25 protein-coding genes and 2 pseudogenes are annotated in these 19,169 nt (G+C 56.2%); 15 read left to right on the top strand and 12 right to left on the bottom strand.

The annotated features are described in order from the left end of the window. Positions 1-297 precede the first annotated feature (297 nt). From ltrA to OHJ17_RS15350, 4 genes and pseudogenes are all read left to right on the top strand, one after another. Positions 298-1,785 (top strand): group II intron reverse transcriptase/maturase, encoded by a 1,488-nt coding sequence (gene ltrA / locus OHJ17_RS15365; RefSeq protein ID WP_162660611.1) that lies wholly within the window; start codon positions 298-300, stop codon positions 1,783-1,785. Positions 1,786-1,862: 77 nt separating this feature from the next. Next, on the top strand, positions 1,863-2,102 hold the full coding sequence (locus OHJ17_RS15360) for a DNA polymerase V (RefSeq protein ID WP_085876854.1): 240 nt from the start codon (positions 1,863-1,865) through the stop codon (positions 2,100-2,102). Positions 2,103-2,104: 2 nt separating this feature from the next. Further along, positions 2,105-2,431 carry a S24/S26 family peptidase gene (locus OHJ17_RS15355; RefSeq protein ID WP_049026370.1) on the top strand — a complete coding sequence of 109 codons (327 nt, stop codon included), beginning with the start codon at positions 2,105-2,107 and terminating at the stop codon, positions 2,429-2,431. Between the two features lie 163 nt (positions 2,432-2,594). Further along, positions 2,595-2,762, top strand: a pseudogene (locus OHJ17_RS15350) (isocitrate/isopropylmalate family dehydrogenase); the annotation flags it as partial. Positions 2,763-3,034: 272 nt separating this feature from the next. Here the strand turns inward: OHJ17_RS15350 and OHJ17_RS15345 are convergent. From OHJ17_RS15345 to OHJ17_RS15330, 4 genes are all read right to left on the bottom strand, one after another. After that, positions 3,035-3,748 (bottom strand): ArsR/SmtB family transcription factor, encoded by a 714-nt coding sequence (locus tag OHJ17_RS15345; RefSeq protein ID WP_114505258.1) that lies wholly within the window; start codon positions 3,746-3,748, stop codon positions 3,035-3,037. Further along, a complete protein-coding gene (locus OHJ17_RS15340; RefSeq protein ID WP_004150798.1) occupies positions 3,745-4,137 on the bottom strand; it encodes an amino acid-binding protein in 393 nt (130 codons plus the stop codon). Before OHJ17_RS15340 ends, OHJ17_RS15345 begins: the two co-directional genes overlap by 4 nt. Next, positions 4,130-4,453 carry an antibiotic biosynthesis monooxygenase family protein gene (locus tag OHJ17_RS15335; protein ID WP_004150797.1) on the bottom strand — a complete coding sequence of 108 codons (324 nt, stop codon included), beginning with the start codon at positions 4,451-4,453 and terminating at the stop codon, positions 4,130-4,132. Before OHJ17_RS15335 ends, OHJ17_RS15340 begins: the two co-directional genes overlap by 8 nt. Before the next feature lie 118 nt (positions 4,454-4,571). Further along, a complete protein-coding gene (locus OHJ17_RS15330) occupies positions 4,572-4,748 on the bottom strand; it encodes a hypothetical protein (RefSeq protein ID WP_032415655.1) in 177 nt (58 codons plus the stop codon). Here OHJ17_RS15330 and OHJ17_RS26415 point away from each other — a divergent pair. After that, positions 4,696-4,881 carry a hypothetical protein gene (locus OHJ17_RS26415; protein WP_040244743.1) on the top strand — a complete coding sequence of 62 codons (186 nt, stop codon included), beginning with the start codon at positions 4,696-4,698 and terminating at the stop codon, positions 4,879-4,881. The genes OHJ17_RS15330 and OHJ17_RS26415 overlap by 53 nt on opposite strands. A gap of 20 nt (positions 4,882-4,901) precedes the next feature. Here OHJ17_RS26415 and OHJ17_RS15325 read toward each other — a convergent pair whose 3' ends face one another. The 3 genes from OHJ17_RS15325 to OHJ17_RS15315 all read right to left on the bottom strand — a co-directional run bounded on the left by OHJ17_RS15325 (position 4,902) and on the right by OHJ17_RS15315 (position 6,837). Continuing rightward, a complete protein-coding gene (locus OHJ17_RS15325) occupies positions 4,902-5,129 on the bottom strand; it encodes a DUF1272 domain-containing protein (RefSeq protein WP_004140530.1) in 228 nt (75 codons plus the stop codon). Positions 5,130-5,241: 112 nt separating this feature from the next. Next, positions 5,242-6,435, bottom strand: a complete 1,194-nt coding sequence (locus tag OHJ17_RS15320) for a zinc-dependent alcohol dehydrogenase (RefSeq protein WP_004140529.1) — start codon at positions 6,433-6,435, stop codon at positions 5,242-5,244. Between the two features lie 249 nt (positions 6,436-6,684). Continuing rightward, positions 6,685-6,837, bottom strand: a complete 153-nt coding sequence (locus tag OHJ17_RS15315) for a hypothetical protein (protein WP_032104012.1) — start codon at positions 6,835-6,837, stop codon at positions 6,685-6,687. A gap of 219 nt (positions 6,838-7,056) precedes the next feature. On the opposite strand from OHJ17_RS15315, the gene OHJ17_RS15310 reads away from it, so the two are divergent. The 6 genes and pseudogenes from OHJ17_RS15310 (at position 7,057) to cydB (ending at position 11,733) form a co-directional block, all read left to right on the top strand. Then, positions 7,057-7,242 (top strand): con-10 family general stress protein, encoded by a 186-nt coding sequence (locus OHJ17_RS15310; RefSeq protein ID WP_004150795.1) that lies wholly within the window; start codon positions 7,057-7,059, stop codon positions 7,240-7,242. A 90-nt stretch (positions 7,243-7,332) separates the two neighbouring features. Then, entirely contained in the window at positions 7,333-7,827 is a 495-nt protein-coding gene (locus tag OHJ17_RS15305) for a YciE/YciF ferroxidase family protein (RefSeq protein WP_004148027.1), read from the top strand. A gap of 26 nt (positions 7,828-7,853) precedes the next feature. Continuing rightward, a complete protein-coding gene (locus tag OHJ17_RS15300) occupies positions 7,854-8,360 on the top strand; it encodes a ferritin-like domain-containing protein (RefSeq protein WP_004140514.1) in 507 nt (168 codons plus the stop codon). A gap of 16 nt (positions 8,361-8,376) precedes the next feature. Next, positions 8,377-9,264, top strand: a pseudogene (locus tag OHJ17_RS15295) (manganese catalase family protein). 55 nt (positions 9,265-9,319) lie between these two features. Continuing rightward, positions 9,320-10,726, top strand: a complete 1,407-nt coding sequence (locus OHJ17_RS15290) for a cytochrome ubiquinol oxidase subunit I (RefSeq protein ID WP_004140511.1) — start codon at positions 9,320-9,322, stop codon at positions 10,724-10,726. After that, positions 10,723-11,733 (top strand): cytochrome d ubiquinol oxidase subunit II, encoded by a 1,011-nt coding sequence (cydB, locus tag OHJ17_RS15285; protein WP_004183659.1) that lies wholly within the window; start codon positions 10,723-10,725, stop codon positions 11,731-11,733. The genes OHJ17_RS15290 and cydB overlap by 4 nt, the downstream gene beginning before the upstream one ends. Before the next feature lie 115 nt (positions 11,734-11,848). Here the strand turns inward: cydB and OHJ17_RS15280 are convergent, their stop codons facing one another. Continuing rightward, positions 11,849-12,046: a hypothetical protein gene (locus tag OHJ17_RS15280; RefSeq protein WP_004140506.1), complete on the bottom strand. Its 198-nt coding sequence runs from the start codon at positions 12,044-12,046 to the stop codon at positions 11,849-11,851. A 566-nt stretch (positions 12,047-12,612) separates the two neighbouring features. Here OHJ17_RS15280 and OHJ17_RS15275 point away from each other — a divergent pair. Next, positions 12,613-13,245: an ECs1377 family protein gene (locus OHJ17_RS15275; RefSeq protein ID WP_032432898.1), complete on the top strand. Its 633-nt coding sequence runs from the start codon at positions 12,613-12,615 to the stop codon at positions 13,243-13,245. On the opposite strand, the gene OHJ17_RS15270 is transcribed toward OHJ17_RS15275, so the two are convergent. Then, positions 13,224-13,379, bottom strand: a complete 156-nt coding sequence (locus OHJ17_RS15270; protein ID WP_153244810.1) for a hypothetical protein — start codon at positions 13,377-13,379, stop codon at positions 13,224-13,226. The genes OHJ17_RS15275 and OHJ17_RS15270 overlap by 22 nt on opposite strands. Between OHJ17_RS15270 and OHJ17_RS15265 the strand changes: the two genes are divergently transcribed. Both OHJ17_RS15265 and OHJ17_RS15260 read left to right on the top strand, forming a co-directional pair. After that, positions 13,321-13,464: a hypothetical protein gene (locus OHJ17_RS15265; RefSeq protein ID WP_194768951.1), complete on the top strand. Its 144-nt coding sequence runs from the start codon at positions 13,321-13,323 to the stop codon at positions 13,462-13,464. The genes OHJ17_RS15270 and OHJ17_RS15265 overlap by 59 nt on opposite strands. 397 nt (positions 13,465-13,861) lie before the next feature. Next, a complete protein-coding gene (locus OHJ17_RS15260) occupies positions 13,862-14,548 on the top strand; it encodes a KPN_01159 family EAL domain c-di-GMP phosphodiesterase (RefSeq protein ID WP_004150790.1) in 687 nt (228 codons plus the stop codon). Positions 14,549-14,660: 112 nt separating this feature from the next. On the opposite strand, the gene OHJ17_RS15255 is transcribed toward OHJ17_RS15260, so the two are convergent. After that, positions 14,661-14,825, bottom strand: a complete 165-nt coding sequence (locus OHJ17_RS15255; protein WP_032410895.1) for a hypothetical protein — start codon at positions 14,823-14,825, stop codon at positions 14,661-14,663. Positions 14,826-14,858: 33 nt separating this feature from the next. Further along, complete coding sequence (locus OHJ17_RS15250; RefSeq protein ID WP_032432899.1) at positions 14,859-16,367, bottom strand: UbiD family decarboxylase; 1,509 nt, start codon at positions 16,365-16,367, stop codon at positions 14,859-14,861. 120 nt (positions 16,368-16,487) lie between these two features. Between OHJ17_RS15250 and OHJ17_RS15245 the strand changes: the two genes are divergently transcribed. Further along, positions 16,488-17,378, top strand: a complete 891-nt coding sequence (locus tag OHJ17_RS15245; RefSeq protein WP_004150788.1) for a LysR substrate-binding domain-containing protein — start codon at positions 16,488-16,490, stop codon at positions 17,376-17,378. A 6-nt stretch (positions 17,379-17,384) separates the two neighbouring features. On the opposite strand, the gene OHJ17_RS15240 is transcribed toward OHJ17_RS15245, so the two are convergent. Next, on the bottom strand, positions 17,385-19,169 hold the full coding sequence (locus OHJ17_RS15240) for a sensor domain-containing diguanylate cyclase (RefSeq protein WP_032432901.1): 1,785 nt from the start codon (positions 19,167-19,169) through the stop codon (positions 17,385-17,387).

Below are 19,169 nucleotides of genomic sequence, written 5' to 3'. Positions count from 1 at the left end.
CAAGGTCCCCGAGTCATGCGTTGCATACCGCGAGGTATGGGGCGAAGCGTTGACAGGGGTGTTGACAGGCCAGCCATTGAGCCACGAAATGTATATTAAATTACCGGGTGCCGACGTTGTACTGTTAACGGAAGGCAACATCATAGGGTGCGATACTGCGAGTGCCACATGGACCCGGCGGGGTCTGAGACCCTGGCATGTCAATACGATCTCTACGCGGGAACCGGGAGATCTCCCCTCTGACCATCTGCCAGTGTCGGAGATGGCCCGCACCGGGAAGACGAGGAGTCATAGCCGGTGATGTACGGAGAGGAGAAGTCGGACTCGCTCATAGTAGCGGCGAAGCAGGCGAACAACCCGAAAGGAGCGGAGTCAGTGGAGCGAAGGAGCGGGGCCAAGGGGAACGTGGAACAGCCACACATGCGCCGGACACAGAGCCGGGAAAGCATGTCACAGAGGCTGTCACGCGTGCGGGAAGCTGCGAAGCAGCGGAAGAAAGAACGGTTTACAGCATTGTTCCACCTGCTGACAGTCGAAGCACTGGAAGCCGCATTCCTCTCCCTGAGCAGGAAAGCGGCCGCCGGAGTGGATGGCATCAGGTGGATGGACTACGCCGGAAACATGAAGAACAACATAACAGATCTGCACCGGAGGCTACATCAGGGCAGCTACAGGGCGCAGCCCGGCAGGCGTCACTACATCCCAAAAGCGGATGGAAAACAACGCCCGCTCGGCATCGCCTCGCTGGAGGACAAGATCGTCCAGTATGCGCTGGTGAAAATCCTGAACGCAGTCTATGAAAACGACTTTATGGGGTTCTCATACGGGTTCAGACCCGGGCGAAGCCAGCACGATGCACTGGACGCACTGGCCACAGGGCTGGTACGCACTAACGTAAACTGGGTACTGGATGCCGACATCAGTCAGTTCTTTGACAGGGTGAGCCACGAATGGCTGATCAGGTTCACAGAGCATCGGATCGGCGACCGGAGGGTAATCAGGCTCATACGTAAGTGGCTCACAGCCGGGACGTCGGAGGAGGGTCAATGGCGAGCAACGGAGGAAGGCACCCCACAGGGTGCGGTCATCTCACCGCTGCTGGCAAACATATACCTCCACTACGTCTTCGATCTGTGGGCGCATCAGTGGCGACGTCGCTATGCCACAGGCAATGTGGTAATGGTCAGATACGCCGATGACATCGTCATCGGGTTCGACAAACGATACGATGCCCGGCGCTTCCGTATAGCCATGCAGCGCAGACTGAGGGAGTTCGGACTCACGGTTCACCCGGAGAAAACCCGTCTGATGGAGTTCGGCCGCTTCGCTGCCGAAAACCGTGCCATCAGGGGAAAAGGCAAACCAGAAACGTTCAACTTCCTCGGGTTCACGCACATCAGCGGGAAAGATCGCAACGGCAGGTTCATGCTGATACGAAAGACCCGCCGGGATCGGATGACGGCAACTCTGAAAGCCATCAAAGACGGTCTGCGAAGGCGCTGGCATTACTCAATCCCCGAACAGGGAAAATGGCTCAGGAGAGTGGTTCAGGGATACCTGAACTATCACTCGGTACCGGGCAACTTCCCCACCATGCAGAAGTTCAGGACACACGTAACAAACCTCTGGCGCCGGGCGCTCAGGCGCAGGAGCCAGAAGGATGATACGACCTGGACGAAAGCAAACAAACTGGCAGCCGCATGGCTACCAAGGGTTCGGGTTCTTCATCCATGGCCTGTGGAGCGGTTCACCGCCAGACACCCGAGGCAGGAGCCCGGTGCGTAAATCGCGCACGCCGGGATCTGTGCGGGGGGTATCCGGTAACGGGTATCCCTACCGCGACAAATTTGACAGGGGAAAGTATGCCGCGTTTATACGAAATCGAGACGGCCTGCCGTAACGCAATAGATATCCTGCCTAACGGAAAGCGCATCCTCACCACCAAGCGATTTCTGCAGGAACTGGAGAGATATAACTGGCACTGGTCGCCACAGCAGGCTAACCAGTGGATAGAAGGCTACGTGACAACATTCCGCGACGTCTCAACTCAGGAAGGTGACGATCGCACGTTCCAGCTTTACAACCCAAATGGAGGGCTGTAATCGTGGGCTTTCCATCACCATCTGCTGACTATGTTGAACGGCGTCTGACCGTTGATTCACTCTGCGGTACCGGCCCAAATACTAGGCTCGTTCAGACAGAAACTGGTTACACCGTAGTCGATGTTTCCGGTAAACCAAAGCAAGGAGATACCGTTTTAATTCAATACGGCGGCGGCACTGATTTTGCAAAAATTATGGGCCGGGCATTTATTACACGAGACGGTGAAGCGCTGGAAGGTGAGTCCCTGGATGATGTTACAGTTGTCGGGGTAGTGACATTCGTTATCAATCGGACAGGGAAGGATGATGATGATTGTCCAGTGTTGTGAGACAAAGAACCGTGAGCATGAATATTGATAGATATACATTCCCCAAAATGAAGAATTACATAAGATAAATCAATGGGTTGAAAATGGATACTTGAGGTAAAAAATTTACTTTAAACTGATATAATAAATAATAAAAACAATATCTTATCTGTTTTTGTGGTAGGTATTGCTGCGCCACATGCAGTGGTTCGAAGCCGCAGACCTGATCGTCAAAGGCATGGAAGGCGCTATCGCCGCCAAGACCGTGACCTATGATTTCGAACGTCTGATGGAAGGCGCTAAGCTGCTGAAATGTTCAGAGTTTGGCGACGCGATTATCGCGAACATGTAATCCCGTTGGTGGATTAAGTAAAAGCGGGAGCCGATGGGCTCCCGTTTTTTTTCGCCTTCAGGCAATTATTCTGCCGGACGCTTGAAGCATTAGGCGATGGCGAATGTCCCGCAGCGCAACGTTCAACAAAGCTATATACCTCATGACAGGGAGAGATCCATTTGCCGTAAGAGCTCGCATGAAAACGGATTGCACGCCAGGCGTCATACTGAGGGCCCGACCGGCTTAAACCGGGGCCGTTCGGCGAAAATGTGCTGTAGCCTAAACTCAGGCTATCCGCTCACTTTCAGATTAAACAGCCGGGACAGCGCCGCTCTGCCGCTATCCGTCACTTGTACTTCCCGATATCCCGGCGCGCGCGTTATCCATCCTTTTTGCAGGAACAGCGTCATTAGCAACGAACCGGCATCGCCGCCCAGATGAAAACGTCTTTCGCTCCAGTCGAGACAGGGGCAGCAGGGCTTACGCCGTGGGCGGGCGTTAAACACTGCGCCAAGGCGTTCAAGCTGGGTTTTACCGGCTGACGTCAGGGCCAGGCCATCTGCCGCCAGCCATTTTTCCCTCAGCATAAATTCATAAATATTGACCGCCAGCTCGCCCGCCAGATGATCGTAGCAGGTCCGGGCGTAGCGAAGATTAACCGGCGTGCTGGGGAGAAGCGTCTTATGCGCTTGCATAGAGACGCCCATCAGGTTTTCCAGCAGCCCGGCAATATGCGAGCCCGCCAGGCGGTAATAGCGGTGGCGCCCCTGCGCGAGACTCACCACCAGTCCGTTGCTGAGCAGCCGGGCAAGATGGCCGCTGGTGGTGGAGGCGGACACCTCGGCGACCGTACTGAGTTCGGTTGCCGTCCATGCGCGCCCGTCCATCAGCGCGCAGAGAATACTGACCCTTGACGAGTCAGAGAGGGCGGAGGCCACCATCGCCATAGCGGTTTCCAGCGCCTCCTCTGGCTCACTGTCTTGCTGCGGTTTCAGGAGATTCATTCAGAAAGTATGGCCCATTTTTTGGTCACTTCCGCTGCCCGGGCGTCATCATCGGTAAGGAGAATGAGCCGGTTACGGTGGTCGCTGTACTGTACCAGAATATTAATACCATTATGGGCCAGGGTGTCCGCGATGTCTCCCAGTTCCCCAGGACGTTCCTGAGGTAACTTTCGTATCAGAGGACGGCATACATTGCTGACCGTAAAGCCGGCCTCGGTCAGCACCCTGCGGGCTGTCTCACCGTCTTCCACCAGAAAATGCGCATGTCCGGCATCAGGCGTGGTGAATACGCCACCGCCTTCGAGCCCCACGCCGTTGTTACCCAGCGCCATACCCATTGCGCCAAGCGAGCCCGGCGAGTTGCTGAGAATCACGTGAATGTCATACATCCGACTGTGCTCCCCGATCCGATGCGTAATCCCGGAACACGCGGGCGACGCGTATTCTGTAATATGAAAAAATCGATGCTTTGCCTTCGCGCTGGGCAGCCAGATGCCGCTCATTTTGCTGCCAGTTGGCCACCGAGGCTTCATCTTCCCACCAGGATAACGAGAGGATTTTGCCGGGCGTACTCAGGCTCTGAAAGCGCTCAATGGCAATAAACCCCGGCGTGTCTGAAAGCAAAGGCGTCAGCCCGGCCGCCAGCTGAAGATATCTTTCCTGTGCTTGTGGTAAGGCGTCGGCCTCAAAAAGTACCGCAATCATAAGTCTGCTCCATGGTGAATTTCCCGGCAGTCTACTGACGGCCAGAGCAGGAAGCTTCGGTGTGCAGCGAAATATGCCTGGCAGGAGATCAACGATTGCAACGGAAATGCTTCCAGCGTTATTGCGATGGTGAATAAAAAAGAACGCCAGCCATGCGATACGGCAGCCTGAGCGCACAGGGCTGGCTGAGTTTTAGTGAAATCGCGATGTGGGGGGATAAACCCTGACGGCTGCGGCTATCGATGAAAGCGATCGCCGACGGGCAGTACGGGCGGGGAAGACGTTTTACTGACATGCAGAATATGAACCCGGAAACGCTCGCCCGGACTAGCGAAGCGCCGCCGGGCAATAATCGAAAGAGCACGTTGTCTGCCACCGGTCACGCCTTCAGGCTCCGCGCTCTCCTCGGGCGTGGATTTTTACCTTAGCCGGGAGACCTGCGTCTCGCCTACTGTGCATGGCGGCGCAGGGTGGAGGCGGGGTGGCGCCGCAGCGCCTCTTCGGGACGCACAGGGCGCCGCACCAGTTCGCCGCCGCAGTTCGGGCAATGTCCGTTCAGTCGCGTCGTCATGCAGTCCCGGCAAAAGGTGCACTCGAACGAGCAGATAAACGCCTCGGGTGAGTCTGGCGGCAGATCTTTATCACAGCATTCGCAATTCGGACGTAACTCGAGCATCAACTTCTCCTCTGGTGAACGGCTATATCAGCGACGGCGGGCCAAAGCACGCTATGTTTATATCATGCCGCGATCGGTCCGCCGAGAATTTCCTTGCGCGGTAATCGCCTTCTCAGAGGGTCGCCTTCCCGGGCTGCATTCCCGGTACGAGGATCACTTTGCGGCACGCCTCTTCACGTTTCTCAAAGATCTGGTAGCCGCGCGCGGCCTCCTCCAGCGGCATATGGTGAGTGACAATCTCCTCCGGGGTAAGCAGCCCTTGCTCAATAAGCGCCAGCAGATCCGGCAGCCAGGCGTGGACGTGGGTTTGTCCCATCCTGAAGGTCAGTCCTTTATCAAAGGCATCGCCAAACATAAAGCCGTGGATGAAACCGGCGTAAACCCCGGGTACGCTGACGATGCCGCCGCGGCGCACGGCGGCGATGCACTGGCGCAGGGCTTTTCCGCTGCTCCCCTCGATTTTCAGGGTGCTGAGGACGGTTTCCGTAAGGCTACCTTTCGCCTCGAAGCCCACGGCGTCGATCACCGCGTCGACGCCGCGATGGCCCGGCGTGTTATCGATAATCCACTGCGCAGGATCGTCATGGTGGTCAAAGTTTATCGGGATCGCGCCATAGCGTTGTTGCGCGAAATCGAGTCGGTAATCGTTATGATCGATGATAAATATCTGTTCTGCGCCATTGAGCCTGGCGCAGGAGGCGCAGAGCAGGCCTACCGGGCCGGCGCCAAAAATAGCCACGCTACTGCCGGGTTTGACCTCGGCGTTTTTAACCGCCTGCCAGGCGGTGGGCAGAATATCTGACAGAAACAGCACCTTTTCATCGGGTAAGGTGTCTGGCACTTTAAACGGTCCGGTATTGGCTTTGGGGACCCGTACATATTCCGCCTGGCCGCCCGGGATCCCGCCGTACAAATCGCTATAGCCAAACAGCGCCGCCGGTGGCGAAATGCCTTTTCGATTGAGCGTCGCTCCCTGGCCGCTATTGGTGCTTTCGCAGGCGGCATACTGCTGCAAGCGACAAAAGAAGCAGTCTCCGCAGGCGATGACAAACGGGATAACCACCCGGTCGCCTTTGCGGACCGCGGTGACCTCGGAACCGGCTTCCACCACTTCCCCCATAAATTCATGGCCGAAAATATCACCATGGTGCGTGCCGGGGATCTTTCCGCGGTACAGATGCAGATCGGAACCGCAAATCGCTGTCGCGGTGACGCGCAGAATAATATCGTCCGCTGCCTCAAGAGCCGGGTCAGGCATGGTGTCGACGCTGACATGATGCGGGCCGTGATAAGTGAGTGCTTTCATAGAATATTCTCCTCGAGAGAAAGGTTGACAGCATGCGGTTCTTCGGCCTGGTGAACGGCTGCTATCGTCACCGATAAATCATCGTAAAAAATAAAGCGTAGAGTACTAATAATGGAACTGCGTGATATTCCAGGAGCTGAATATATTCCACGCTTCGCTTATTTCCCGGCTGGTCTGTTCGAGTTATTTGCCTATTGCCCTTATGTGTGCCAGTATTAATCGGGCATGATATTCGCTCCATTTTGTTTGCTAGCCGCTTCCCCAGCGGCTTTTTTTATCCGTAAAATCAGGGAAAATTCTTAATTTCCGTCTGGCAAAGGGCAATGCTGCCGCTTCGTTATATAACCCAACGGTAGTAATCCTCCGGTATAGATAATTCTTTGCCGCAGAGGTGATCTGCATACATTATTTCCCTGAACACAGTGAGTTAGCGGCAAGGTGCCGTCTGGTTATTTTTGAGGTGTCTTGTAGAATTATTCCGAATTACTGCTAAAAGGTGTCGAAAAAACGGAATAATAATTTGACTAACCAGCATTACCCGCTAGATTTAAATATCGAACGACGAGTGATACGGAATATTTTCGTATCGTACTGACATAACCGATATACATGAGGTGAAATATGGCAGAGCATCGTGGTGGTTCCGGTAATTTTGCTGAAGACCGTGAAAAAGCTTCTGAAGCAGGTCGTAAAGGTGGTCAGCACAGCGGCGGGAACTTTAAAAATGATCCGCAGCGTGCGTCCGAAGCGGGTAAAAAAGGCGGACAGAATAGCCACGGCGGTGGCCGCAAGTCCGATAATTCCTGATTATCCTTTTCCTTGCACCCTGAAGTGAAAGTATCTCCTGCGAGTCTGTCACAGACTCGCAGTTATTTTCTGACTCCAGAAGGTATTTCTATGAATATGAAAAGCATTGAAGATGTATTTATTCACCTGCTCTCAGATACCTACAGCGCAGAGAAACAATTAACCCGCGGGCTGGCTAAACTAGCCAGAGCGGCGTCCAGTGAAAAACTCAGCGCGGCGTTCAATGCTCATCTTGAAGAAACCCAGGGCCAGATCGAACGTATCGACCAGATTATTGAACAGGAATCCAACCTGAAAATCAAACGCATGAAATGCGTGGCCATGGAAGGATTAATCGAAGAAGCTAATGAAGTCGTTGAGAGCACGGAAAAAAATGAGGTACGTGATGCTGCATTAATTGCCGCTGCGCAAAAGGTCGAGCATTACGAAATTGCCAGTTACGGTACTCTGGTCACCCTGGCAGAGCAGTTGGGCTATAAAAAAGCAGCCAAACTGCTTGCCGAAACCCTGGAAGAAGAAAAACAAACCGATGTGAAATTAACCGATCTGGCGGTAGGTAATATTAATAAGAAAGCGGAAAAATAAACTCTCCCTGACACGAGGAAATCACGATGAATCACGTTGAACATTACCATGACTGGCTACGAGATGCGCATGCCATGGAAAAACAGGCAGAGTCCATGCTGGAATCAATGGCTGGCCGTATCGATAATTATCCGGATCTCCGTGCCAGAATCGAACAGCATGTTAACGAGACCAAACGGCAAATTACCGTGCTGGAAGAGATCCTCGACCGCAATGAGATTTCGCGCTCGGTGATTAAAGATTCGATGAGTAAAATGGCGGCTCTCGGCCAGTCCATCGGCGGGATGTTTCCTTCCGATGAAATCGTCAAAGGCTCGATCAGCGGGTACGTTTTCGAGCAGTTTGAAATCGCCTGCTATACCTCTCTACTGGCGGCCGCTGAAAAAGCAGGCGATACCGCCTCCATCCCAGCCATTGAAGCCATACTGGCGGAAGAGCGGGAAATGGCCGACTGGCTGATTAAACATATTCCTCAGACCACGGAGCAGTTTCTCCTGCGTTCAGATGCTGACGGCGTAGAAGCGAAAAAATAACCCAGGAGGCAGGCCCATGTTTCGTCATGTGAAACAACTGCAGTATACCGTACGCGTTGCTGAACCGAATCCGGGGCTCGCGAATTTACTGCTCGAACAGTTTGGCGGCCCTCAGGGCGAGCTGGCCGCCGCGTGTCGTTATTTCACCCAGGGATTAAGCGATGACGATCCCGGCCGCAAAGATATGCTGATGGATATCGCGACAGAGGAGTTGAGCCATCTGGAGATCATTGGCACTTTGGTCGGCATGCTGAATAAAGGCGCCAAAGGAGCCCTGGCGGAGGGCACCGAGAGCGAGGCGGAACTCTAACGTTCGCTCACCGCCAACGGCAATGACAGCCATATTACATCCCTGCTGTACGGCGGCGGTACCCCGCTGACCAACTCGGCGGGCGTGCCGTGGACGGCGGCCTACATTGATACTATCGGCGAACCCACCGCCGACCTGCGGTCGAATGTCGCGGCGGAGGCGAGGGCGAAGATCGTCTATGAACGCCTGATCAACGTGACCGACGATCCTGGCGTGAAAGACGCGCTGGCCTTCCTGATGACCCGCGAAGCGGCGCATCAGCTCTCTTTTGAGAAGGCCCTGCAGTCGATTCGCAACAACTATCCACCGGGCAAACTGCCGCCCATTAGCGAGTACGCTAACACCTACTACAATATGTCTGAAGGTGGAGAAGTACGCGGCAGCTGGAACAGTGACAAACACTTCGATTATGTCAAGGATCCACAGCCGGCCGTAGATGGCGGAGATGGCAGTGCTTCTGTCGGCCTGACGCCAGAGCAGGAAGCGCTGTGCAAAGCGATGCTGAAGCGAACGCAGTCTGACCCGCAGGGCGATCCTTTGACCGGCGCCGAACTCGGCGCCGGGAAGCAAAACACTTCATCATCGGCTAAGTGATGTTCGCATGAGCCCCGGCTGCGGCCGGGGCGATTCACAATGATGGGTGTGGAATATGTTTGAATTCGACGCGTTTCATCTGGCCCGATTGCAATTCGCCTTTACCGTATCCTTCCATATCCTCTTTCCGGCCATCACCATCGGCCTTGCCAGCTACCTTGTGGTGCTTGAGGGGATGTGGCTGCGAACCCGGGATAATGTCTGGCGTTCACTCTACAATTTCTGGCTGAAAATCTTTGCCGTCAATTTTGGCATGGGCGTAGTCTCCGGATTAGTCATGTCCTATCAGTTCGGCACCAACTGGAGCGGATTTTCCCAGTTCGCTGGCAGTATTACCGGCCCGCTGCTGCTGTACGAAGTGCTGACCGCCTTCTTCCTTGAAGCGGGATTCCTCGGTGTGATGCTGTTTGGCTGGAATAAAGTGCCGCCAGCGCTGCATTTTTTTACCACCTGCATGGTGGCGCTTGGCACGTTGGTTTCTACCTTCTGGATCCTTGCCTCCAATAGCTGGATGCAGACGCCGCAGGGTTTTATCATCGAAAATGGCCATCTCATCCCGCAGGACTGGCTGGCGATTATCTTTAACCCCTCTTTTCCGTATCGCTTGTTCCATATGGCGATAGCCGCGTTTCTCAGTAGCGCCATGTTCGTCGGGGCGTCTGCCGCGTGGCATCTTCTGCGCGGCAACGACTCGCCGGCCATCCGCAAAATGCTGTCGATGGCGATGTGGATGGCGCTGCTGGTGGCGCCGATCCAGGCGGTGGTGGGGGATATGCATGGTCTTAATACCCTTGAGCATCAGCCGGCGAAGATCGCGGCCATCGAAGGGCACTGGGAAAATCGCCCCGGCGAGGCCACGCCGCTGCTGCTGTTTGGCCTGCCGGACATGGAGCAGGAGCGGACCCGCTATGGTCTGGAGATCCCCGCTCTCGGTAGCCTGATCCTTACCCACAGCCTGCATAAGCAGGTGCCGGCCCTGAAAGACTTCCCGAAAGAGGACCGACCCTATTCGCCCGCCGTCTTCTGGTCGTTTCGCATCATGGTCGGGATGGGCGTGTTGATGATCGCCTTAGGGATCTGCAGCGCCTGGCTGCGCTATCGGCGGCGGCTGTACCACTCGCGTCCCTTCCAGTGGTTTGCGCTCTGTATGGGGCCCGCCGGTCTGATTGCCCTGGTCGCCGGGTGGGTGACCACCGAGATGGGCCGCCAGCCGTGGGTGATATACGGGTTGCTGCGCACGCGGGATGCGGTGTCGTTGCACAGCACCCTGCAGATGGCCATCAGCCTGCTGGTATTTATCGTGGTTTACTGCGCCGTGTTTGGCGTGGGGTATTACTACATTTTCCGGCTTATCAAAAAAGGGCCGCAGCCGGTGACGGAGCTGACCTCGCAAACCGCAGGCACCCCGGCGCGTCCGCTCTCAGCGGCTGAGCCGGTGCGTGATGAGGAGAACGCATCATGAGCATCGATATCTCGGTGATTTGGTTTGTCATCATTGTCTTCGCCACGCTGATGTATATCGTGATGGATGGTTTCGATTTAGGTATTGGGATGCTGTTCAGCGTGGTGCATGATGGCGAAGAGCGCGATGTGATGGTCAACAGCGTCGCCCCCGTCTGGGATGGTAACGAAACCTGGCTGGTGCTCGGCGGGGCAGGGCTGTTCGGCGCCTTTCCGCTGGCCTATGCGGTGATCACCGATGCGCTGGTTATCCCGCTGACGGCGATGCTCATCGGCCTGATTTTTCGCGGCGTGGCCTTTGAATTTCGTTTTAAAGCGGTTCCCTCGCATCGCATCTTCTGGGACTATGCCTTTGCCGGCGGCTCGCTGTTGGCGACCTTCAGCCAGGGGATTGTCGTCGGCGCGTTTATCAACGGCTTTGCGGTGGCTGACCGCCGCTTCGCCGGTTCGACGCTGGACTGGCTTACCCCTTTCAATCTGTTCTGCGGTCTGGGGCTGGTGGTGGCCTATCTGCTGCTGGGCACCACGTGGTTGATTATGAAAAGCGAAGGCGCGCTGCAGCAGCGGATGCGCGAGCTGACCCGCAAGGTACTGCTGGCGCTGATGGTGGTGATTGCGGTGGTCAGCGTCTGGACGCCGTTGGGCTGGCGCTACGTGGCGGAACGCTGGTTTACGCTGCCCAATTTCTTCTGGTTCGTGCCGGTGCCAATTCTGGTGTTGGCTCTGAGCCTGTGGATCTGGCGCCTGAGCGCGCGCCCCGCCAGCCACGCCCGTCCCTTTATCCTGACGCTGGGCCTGATATTCCTCGGCTTCAGCGGGCTGGGGATCAGCGTCTGGCCGAACATTATTCCACCGCATATCTCCCTGTGGGATGCCGCTGCGCCGCCCTCCAGCCAGGTATTTATGCTGCCGGGGGCGCTGCTCATTATCCCGGTGATCCTGATGTATACCGCCTGGAGCTACTACGTCTTTCGCGGCAAAGTCTCCGGCAGCGAGGGCTATCACTGAGCCTGATTCGCGCCGGCAGGTGAGGATTTGCCGGCGCGTCGCGCCGTCCGGTCAGGGATGACCGAGAGGGATGCGCACAAACCGGTGATCTGCTGCAACGACTCGGGCCGGGTGTTTATGCCTTCGGTGGCTTGATCTTAATAATAAATCGTTCGTTAACCCGGGTGATCCTCGCGCCAATATCGCCAAACTCGGTGGCGATTTTAAAAAAATCGTCCGCGGCGACATCAAAATCGAGCTCAATCTTCGGGTGTTGTCCTGTCGCCAGTAATTCATAGAAATGGTCAAGGCTGCGGGCTTTTTCGCTAGGCATCTTATTTCTCCATGGTAAACCGATCTGCAGGGGTTTTATTGCTTACGGCGCTTTTACGGATTATTCAGCAGGATGACAAACGTGCCTGATATAAAATTATGCAATGACAGTAAGAATGAGGCAGGGCGAGGTTATTCCGTGTTGTTAAACCGCGTGGCGACGCGTTGTCCACCATACCATGACGGCAGAGACGACCCTGCGGCGCCGGTTGATGATAGACATTTTTTGATGACAAATTAATGACAATAAAATGAATCTGTCCGGGCTCGGGATGGCATCGTGCTAAATAATTTTATTCTGTGGCTGGTAAGGTGGTTGTTAACTACTTTATGGTGATGGAGCGTCTTTTTTAGGGCCAACGGCGAGGGAACAACGATGCAATTACTTGATTTATTCGCAGGCTTATTATGGTTAAGCAGCGTTATCTTCCTGCTGTTTGTTCTTGATGTGATCATCACCCGTTATCTTTATCGTAAATAATCGACAACGACAGCGGCGTTGGGCATAGGGGACGGCGTCGGAGGATGATAATATAACCCGCGGACTGATTCAGAAAGGAATGCGCGGTGGCCGGGAGAATTGATTACGATATTGAAAAATACCAGTTTACCGAAGCCGGTGAGACGCCACGGCTCCGGGAGCAGTGGCGTGAAGTATACCTGGAGTGTCGTCAGCTGCGGGCCGGGGCAGAGGAGCGCCTGCGCATTGCGTTACTGAACGTCGACTATGTCACCAGCTTCGAGCTGCCTTTTCGCCTGCTGCTGGTGCGCGCGCCGCAGCTAATCGCCGATGTTCGCGAGACATTGCAGCTTAGCCGTAAAGCCGCCGTTTTCAACGGCAAACGTTACGGCTGCGTCTATAGTTTGAAACAGGATTTACAGGCTGTACCGGAAGCCTTTCATTACCGCCTGGCAAACCGCATTCGTCGCGTCGATGCAACCGGGCTGACGGCGGCCCCGTACCAGCAGATTGCCCGGGAGATAAAGCCGGCCCGGGAGCGGCTCCGCCAGGCGCTGAACGCCGGCCTGCCGGTCACCGCTCTCGACGCCTTGTTCTGGTTCGGCAGTCAGCGAGTGGCGGCGGACATCGCGCAGTTGCGCCGGTCCGGCATGGCGATTGTCACGACGGAGGTGGAGGTCAGCGACAATTTGTTCAATACCACCCGACGAGTGCCCGTTTACTGCCTGGCCAGCGAGTGAGTCGGCAACCTTTCGCCCAGCCGTTGCCTCTGCAGACAGTTGACCATTGCCCCGTCGAACCAGACGCACAGCCCTCTGGCGACAGGCCGCGGGGCCGGTTCCAGCCATGCGCTGGCGATGAGCATGAGGAGCATTAGCGCCAGTGGGACTATGTATTTTCTTTTCACTGCCCTTTATCCGCTGCGCCTGTTCTGCCAGCAAGGTAGCGGTAAAGTATGACGTTTCGTTGACCGGGGCAGCGTTTTTATTATTGGCAAGCGGTTGCGTTGGGCCAGAGATTATTCATCTTTTGGCATACGAGAGGACGAAAACTGGCGGCTTGTATTTTTGATTTTTATTACACCACGCTTTTTTTTGCCGCCGGGGAAAAGCGTAATGTGGCTACGACTGGATGCGGCTCGTCATGTAACTGGCTGGTTTGAAACAATATTTTAATTGTTGTCTAAACGCATGCGACAGCGGTGGCTAATTTATATTAATTCACTTTACCGATCAATAAATTATATGTTGATAGTTTTTAGCTATCGAATGTTTCTTATCGATCATTTTAAACTATTTTTGTTGGCGGGAAATATATGACATGCTTTAACCCTTTCTTATTTTGGGTATTTTTTAAATGGTTGAAGAAAACGCGAAAAATACCTCCTATCGCTTCGTACTGGAGCCCGCTATTAGCGATGATGGCAGCTGCCACTCGTGGGAATTGCTCACTAAAGATATTATAGCACCCGCACGAAATAACGCCTCAGCGCCCGCGTTTTCTTTCTCCACGCTTACCGAAAGCGATAAGCTTGCACTATTTACCCGACAAATCGAGTTGCTTTCCGTATTTGATTTTTCCCTGGTCGATAATAAGCCGATCTCGCTCAATATCGATGATTTATTAAGCCATTTTATTCTGACGGACCGCTATCTCTGCGATTTTCTGCGCTCGTGTAAGCATATTGCTTTGGAGATAAATGAGAATTTTCATGAGTTTATCGCCGGCCGCGAGCTGACGGCGCTAAGCACGCTGGCGGCGCTTTGTCCGGTCTGGCTGGATGATTTTGGTCGCGGGCGAACCTCCTTCCCGCTGCTGGAGAGATTCCGCTTCGATTGCGTCAAAGTGGATAAGGATTACTTCTGGGATAAAGAAAACGACCCCGCTTTGCCCGGTCTGTTGCAGTCTATTCATACCCTGACCGGCCATGTGATCGTTGAGGGTATCGAAACCGAAAAGCAAAAACGGTTAATCACTTCTGCCGGGGACATCATAGGTCAGGGCCGCTACTGGAAGGAAGAATATATTTTTCTTTGCGGTTGAGGGTCGACCGGGGGCTGGTTTCGGTTACCTGCTATTCTTTTATTTTCCAGTTTTAAATTCCCCCTTTGCTACTGATAATCTTTATTAGCGCAGTGATAAGCGCCTCTCTTTTTTATGAAGGATCGTTCCCTGTAAATACCCCCATGCGTAACGCCCCGATCGCCATTTCGACGTAAGCCAGGTGCTGACTTCTGAGCTGCGCGAGCTGGTGAAAAAAGATCTCGCCGCTGCGATCAATTAATCCTGCCTGCGCCATCCGCTCAGGATCGCGCGGCATGGAAAAATGCCGCCGTTTACCGGCGGCTATTGCTTATTTTGCGCTACCCTGGTTTTTTTCCAGCCGGGCGAAATACTCCGGTGCAAACGGGCGCGGATCGACGTCGGCAAACGGCGCGCGCTCAAAGTGCGATTTCAGCGCCCAGGGGACCGTGCAGTCAAAAATGGTCTTGCAGCTGATGCCATTTCCACGGATCGACGGGCTGTATTCCGGCGTCTGGGACGGATCCAGCTGGTGACCGCGAATGCCGGGGATTGTCGTAATGCTGACGTCCCCCTGCATGCGGGTGGTCATCGCCCACAGGATATCGTCGCTGTCAAAGATGTCGACATCTTCATCAACCAGAATAATATTTTTTAGCTCGGAATAGGTCGCCAGCGCCAGCAGCGCGGCCTGCCCCTGCCGGCCTTCATCGGCGGGTTGACGTTTTTTCACCTGCAGGATCCCGAGGAACTTACCGCCACCCGCGGTGTGGGCGTAGACATTTTGTAAAAAGCCCGGAATGGCGGCCTCGACGGCATTCCAGATACTGGCTTCCGTTGGCAGGCCGGCGAGGGTGGTATGCTCTTCCCCCGGTCCCACCAGGGTCTGCAGAATCGCATTGTTTCGCATGGTCACTGCTTTGACTTTGATTACCGGCAGCGACGGATTAGCGCCGCCGCAGTAGCCAGGAAATTCCGGCATCGCGTGGCCGCTATTGGTGTGCTGATCCTCTCTGACGCGCACGCCAGGCAACAGCTCACCTTCGATAACGATCTCGGCGCGGGCGATGGCTTTCTCCGGGACGCTGACGCCCTGAACCAGCTCCACCGGACGTTGACGCAGCGCGCCGGCGACGCCCAGCTCGTTATAGCCGAACGGCGTGGTAGGGGCTTCGAAGCAGGCGCCAATATAGATGGCCGGATCGAGACCCATATTGATGGTTATCGGCAGTGGTTTGCCGGCGTCCTCGGCCTTCTGGCGAAACACTTCGATATGGCGGCCGGCGGCAAGAAACATCGACAGCTCATCCCGGCCCTGAACGCACAAGCGGTGGATGGTGACGTCGGTCAGCGAGGCGTCGTCGGGATCGCTGGCCAGCGCCAGGCCCAGGCAGAAGAAGGGGCCGGCGTCGATAGGGGTGTTGGTGGGCGCCGGAAGCAGGGTGCGCAAATCAAAATCCGGATCGTCGGCCAGAAAGATCTGTTCCTGGCAGGGGGCGCTGCTGGCCGGGACGACCACCGGCGCGACCGGTTTTTTCACCGCCTTACCCACTTCAAGGGCCAGCTGCGAGGCTTCGCAGCCCAGCAGCAGCGCGGCCCGCTGGCGGCTGGCGTGCATACCCACCAGAATGCGCGAGTGTGGATAACCCTTAATATTGTTAAACATCATCGCCGGCCCGATGCGAGTGGGGCGCTTCACGGTGCCGCCCGCGCCGATATGGCGATAAACACCGGCCAGCTCGGCGTTAGGGTCAACCGGATGATCGGTTTCGAGATACTGATTGTCATGCTGTTGCAGCAGCGCGATGGCGTCGCGCAGATCCTGAATCAGTGCGGTCATGATGTTCTCCTTAGCGTATCGATGCGCACAGTATGCTTCGCAGGCTAATGGTTATCAATTACATCATTTATGCTTTATTGATAAGCTTTTTCTTATCAATTTGTAGGGAGGAGTCCGACCATGTCCTTGCGAGCGTTACGCCATTTTGTGGTCGTTGCCGAAGAGTTGCATATGCACCGGGCGGCGGAGCGGTTACATATCGCCCAGCCCGCCCTCAGTCAGCAGATTAAGCAGCTTGAGCAGCGCCTGGGCGTGGTGCTCTTTTCCCGCGCTAACCGCCGTCTGACTCTGACCGCCGCGGGCGAGGCCTTTTTACACAAGACGCGGCTGGCGCTGGAAATGGCCGATCAGGCGGTGCTGGACGCCCAGCGCACCGCGCGGGGCGAGCAGGGGAGGCTGCATTTGGGGTATGTCTCCAGCGCGATGTACGACAGTAAACTGCCGGGGCTCCTGCGCCGGCTGCGCGCCGACTGGCCGGGGATTGAGCTGTCGCTGGTCCAGGGGGATGTGCAAATGCTCTACGAAGCGCTGTTGGATCTGCGTCTGGATATCGCCATCATCCGCGCGCCGCTGGCCTCGCCGCCGGACGCGCTGGTGGTCAGGCCGTTTGTACGTGAAAAGCTCTGCCTGGCCCTCTATCAACAGCATCCGCTGGCCGGCGTGGGCGCGCTTAATCTGGCCTCATTGCGCACTGACAACTGGATCTCGCTTGACGATCCGCAGGGCACCGGACTGGAGCAGGTTTTTATGGATGCCTGTCGCGTCGCGGGCTTTACGCCGCAGGTGGCGCAGCGGATTAACGACGTTACCTCGATGATTAGCCTGGTCTCCGCCGGGGTGGGAGTGGCGTTGGTTCCGCTCTCGGCGCGGGCCTTACGCCTTGATAACGTGGTGTATATCGATCTCCAGGATCGGCTGGCGGAGAGTGAGCTGAGCATGGTTTACCACCGCCATATTCGTTCGGCGGTGGTAAGGAAAGTTATCTCGCTGCTTAATACCGCTGAGCGATAGTCCCGGTTAGCTGGTCTTCAGGCGGCCAAAGCTGACAATCCTTGAGCGGCCCAGCTCTTTCGCCCGGTACAGCGCGGCATCCGCCGCGCGCAGCAGACTATCGCTTTGGGTGTGCTGCGGGTAGCTGGCGATGCCAATCGACACATCCACCTGGCCTATCTCGGTCAGACCATCGCGCAGCGTCATATTACGCACCTGGGTGTAGATCTCGCTGGCGCACTGGTGCGCCCCGGCTTCGTCAATCCCGGGGAGCAGCACTAAAAACTCCTCGCCCCCGTAGCGGAAAGCCATGCCGATATCGCGCACCGCGCGCTGCACAATGGTCGCAACGCTCTTAATCACCAGATCCCCAGCCTCATGGCCATAGCGATCATTGATGGTTTTAAAATGATCGATGTCGATCATCAGACAGCTCAGCGGAGTATGGGTATGGACCGCCAGCGCCATCTGCGAATGCAGCGCTTCGTCAAGATGATGGCGGTTACGCAGGCCGGTCAGGGAATCGAACAGCGCTTTTTCCAGCAGGGCGCTGCGCAAACGCTGATTGGCCAGCGCCAGGCCCAACGCTTCCGCCATCAGCTCGAGATAGGCCCGGGAAGGAGCGTCACTGGCGGTGACGTTCTGGAAAGTCAGCAGGCCAATGGCTTCGCCCTGGGCGATGAGCGGTACGCAGAGCGACTGGCCGGCGTGCGTCTCCGGCAGATGATAGCAGGTGATATCGGGCTCGCCCTGCACCGGCGGATGGCTGAGTCCCCGCCGTATCGCCCAGCAGTCGTCGGGAGAAAAGGGCGTCGTCTCACCGGCGGGTGACAGCCACTGCGCTACGCAGCGCAGCTGCCAGGGGTCGGTATCCAGAACATACAGTTTACCGGGGATCGTCGGGGCGATATTCGGCGCAAACCGCTCCGCCACCTTAATCACATCCTCAATGGTTTCACAGCCCTGCAGCCGCTGAGTCATACGCGCCAGCAGCTCGCGGATCGCCCAGTCGGCGTCGCGCTGCTGCTCCAGCCGCTGACGGGCCAGGCCGTTCTCGCGAAAAATGCGGATCGCCTGAGCCATGTCACCAATCTCATCCACCTGGGTAAAGTGCGGCGTCTCCACCGCATAATCCTGGGAGGCGAGACGCTGGACCACGTCGCTCAGGCGAACCACCGGGTAGAGCACCCGGCGTTTGAGAATGAAGCCGAGGACGAACAAAAACATCAGGGCGGTCAGGCCGACCATGATTTCCGACAGCGTACGCCAGATCCGCGAGCGCTCGGTGGCCTGGTCGATAGCGACGGCGGCGCGATGCTCAAGCATCTGGCGGAAGCGATCGATCTGCGTCTGCATGCGCTCCAGTTCAGTCTCGTACGCGGTGCCGTACAGCACCGCGATGGCCGCTGGCGCATCGCCGCGAGCGACATGCGCCAGGGCCGCCTGCTGTTCATCCTGTAGCTCATTGGCGATCCGCAGGCCATCCTGGAGTAGCGCCAGCTCCTCGCGGCTGGCGCCGTTATCTTTCAGGCCGCCCAGCCGCTGCTCTATGCTCTTGTCGGTCTGCTGCAGCTGCTGATATTGCGTAAGCGTCTCCGGCGAAGGCTTTATCACGTACAGCCGGGCGAGGTCAGACAGCGCCCAGGCGTCGTTTTCCACCTCGTCGGAGAGGGTATCAAAGACCTGGCGCTGCTGTACCGCCTGGCGTTCGACGCGGTCGGCGCTGGAGGCCATGAGCATAGCGCTCCCGGAAGCCAGCGTCAGGCCAACGGTGATCCCGTAAGCCCAGTTAGTGATGGTGGCGATTCTCAC

This window comes from Klebsiella sp. KP20-425-1 (assembly GCF_025813515.1).
Classification (GTDB): Bacteria; Pseudomonadota; Gammaproteobacteria; order Enterobacterales; family Enterobacteriaceae; genus Klebsiella; species Klebsiella pneumoniae.
Note: the sequence above shows the minus strand (reverse complement) of the source record. Positions and strands in the feature narration are given on the sequence as shown.